Consider the following 2,889-nt stretch of genomic DNA (forward strand, 5'->3'; position numbering starts at 1 on the left):
CCAGAGTTCGTGTGAGGTATCTGATCCTGAATACATAGGGATTAGAAGCAAACCCGGGGAACTGAAACATCTAAGTACCCGGAGGAAAGGACATCAATTGAGACTCCGCTAGTAGTGGCGAGCGAACGCGGATCAGGCCAGTGCTCTTTGTTTATCGAACTGGAACCGTCTGGAAAGTCGGGCCGCAGTGGGTGACAGCCCCGTACAGGTGGGATAGCAAAGAGACTTGAGTAGGGCGGGACACGTGAAATCCTGTCTGAACATGGGGGGACCACCCTCCAAGCCTAAGTACTCCTACATGACCGATAGTGAACCAGTACCGTGAGGGAAAGGTGAAAAGCACCCCGACGAGGGGAGTGAAACAGACCCTGAAACTGGACGCCTACAAGCAGTCGGAGGGCGAAAGCCTGACGGCGTACCTTTTGTATAATGGGTCAGCGACTTCGTCTCACGAGCAAGCTTAAACCGCTAGGTGTAGGCGCAGCGAAAGCGAGTCTGAATAGGGCGACTGAGTTCGTGGGATGAGACCCGAAGCCGAGTGATCTAGCCATGGGCAGGTTGAAGGTGCGGTAACACGCACTGGAGGACCGAACCCACGTCTGTTGAAAAAGACGGGGATGACCTGTGGCTAGGGGTGAAAGGCCAATCAAACTCGGAAATAGCTGGTTCTCCGCGAAATCTATTTAGGTAGAGCGTCATCCGAATACCCTCGGGGGTAGAGCACTGGATGGGCTAGGGGGCCCCAACGGCTTACCAAACCTAACCAAACTCCGAATACCGAGGAGTACTAGATGGCAGACACACTGCGGGTGCTAAGGTCCGTAGTGGAGAGGGAAACAGCCCTGACCGCCAGCTAAGGTCCCTAAGTTATCACTAAGTGGGAAACGATGTGGGAGTGCTTAGACAACCAGGAGGTTGGCTTAGAAGCAGCCATCCTTTAAAGAAAGCGTAACAGCTCACTGGTCAAGCGCTCCTGCGCGGAAAATGTAACGGGGCTTAAGTGATACACCGAAGCTGCGGGCTCGAAAGAGCGGTAGCGGAGCGTTCCGTAGGCCGATGAAGGCAGACCCGCGAGGGCTGCTGGAGGTATCGGAAGTGAGAATGCTGACATGAGTAGCGACAAAGAGGGTGAGAGACCCTCTCGCCGAAAGTCCAAGGGTTCCTGCGCAATGCTAATCAGCGCAGGGTTAGTCGGCCCCTAAGGCGAGGCCGAAAGGCGTAGTCGATGGGAATCAGGTTAATATTCCTGAACCAGCGGGTAGTGACGGATTGCGGCCGTTGTCAGTCCTTATCGGATTGAACTGGCAGCCATGCAGTCCCTGGAAATAGCTCCCGCATGAGACCGTACCCCAAACCGACACAGGTGGACTGGTAGAGTATACCAAGGCGCTTGAGAGAACTATGCTGAAGGAACTCGGCAAATTGCTCCCGTAAGTTCGCGAGAAGGGAGCCTGGCTCTGCGCAAGCAGTGTCCAGGGGCACAGACCAGGGGGTGGCGACTGTTTATTAAAAACACAGGGCTCTGCGAAGTCGCAAGACGACGTATAGGGTCTGACGCCTGCCCGGTGCCGGAAGGTTAAAAGGAGGAGTGAGAGCTCCGAATTGAAGCCCCGGTAAACGGCGGCCGTAACTATAACGGTCCTAAGGTAGCGAAATTCCTTGTCGGGTAAGTTCCGACCTGCACGAATGGCGTAACGACTTCCCCGCTGTCTCCAGCATAGACTCAGCGAAATTGAATTCTCCGTGAAGATGCGGAGTTCCCGCGGTCAGACGGAAAGACCCCGTGCACCTTTACTACAGCTTGACAGTGGCATTAGCGATAACATGTGTAGGATAGGTGGGAGGCTTTGAAACCCGGGCGCCAGTCCGGGTGGAGCCAGCCTTGAAATACCACCCTTGTTATTGTTGATGTCTAACCGCGGTCCATGAACCTGGATCCGGGACCCTGTCTGGTGGGTAGTTTGACTGGGGCGGTCGCCTCCCAAAGAGTAACGGAGGCGCGCGAAGGTGGGCTCAGAGCGGTCGGAAATCGCTCGTTGAGTGCAATGGCATAAGCCCGCCTGACTGCGAGACTGACAGGTCGAGCAGAGTCGAAAGACGGCCATAGTGATCCGGTGGTCCCGCGTGGAAGGGCCATCGCTCAACGGATAAAAGGTACGCCGGGGATAACAGGCTGATGATGCCCAAGAGTCCATATCGACGGCATTGTTTGGCACCTCGATGTCGGCTCATCGCATCCTGGGGCTGGAGCAGGTCCCAAGGGTTTGGCTGTTCGCCAATTAAAGCGGTACGTGAGCTGGGTTTAGAACGTCGTGAGACAGTTCGGTCCCTATCTGCCGTGGGTGTCGGAAAATTGAGAGGAGCTGCCCCTAGTACGAGAGGACCGGGGTGGACGTACCTCTGGTGGACCTGTTGTTGCGCCAGCAGCATAGCAGGGTAGCTATGTACGGAAGGGATAACCGCTGAATGCATCTAAGCGGGAAGCCCCCCTCAAAACCAGTTTTCCCTTGAGAGTCGTGGAAGACCACCACGTTGATAGGCCAGATGTGGAAGCGTAGCGATACGTGAAGCTGACTGGTACTAATATCTCGATAGACTTGATCTCAACAGATGCTCATGCCCGGCGATCGCTTCGCCAGGCGCATGACACACAACCTCAATCAGTATGTCTCTTCCAGGATCTGTCGTGATGACCGGGTGGTTATGGCAGGGGGACCCCACACGTTCCCATCCCGAACACGACCGTTAAGACCCCTCGCGCCGATGGTACTGCATCTTAAGATGTGGGAGAGTAGGTCACTGCCCGGTCTTCACTACAGATCCTCAAAATCCCTCCACTCAACACAAAACACAAAAACCCCCGAGCACTCCATTGTGGTCGGGGGTTTT

Annotated in this window: 2 rRNA genes (1 of these 2 running past the window's edge); both read left to right on the forward strand. The window is 55.3% G+C overall.

The window, feature by feature from the left end:
* Positions 1–2,605 (forward strand): 23S ribosomal RNA (locus RMQ97_RS15410) (it extends 182 nt beyond the left edge of the window).
* An 88-nt stretch (positions 2,606–2,693) separates the two neighbouring features.
* Positions 2,694–2,808: ribosomal RNA gene (gene rrf / locus RMQ97_RS15415) — 5S ribosomal RNA — on the forward strand.
* Positions 2,809–2,889: the final 81 nt, after the last annotated feature.

It is taken from the genome of Maricaulis sp. D1M11, from assembly GCF_047308265.1.
Taxonomy (GTDB): domain Bacteria; phylum Pseudomonadota; class Alphaproteobacteria; order Caulobacterales; family Maricaulaceae; genus Maricaulis.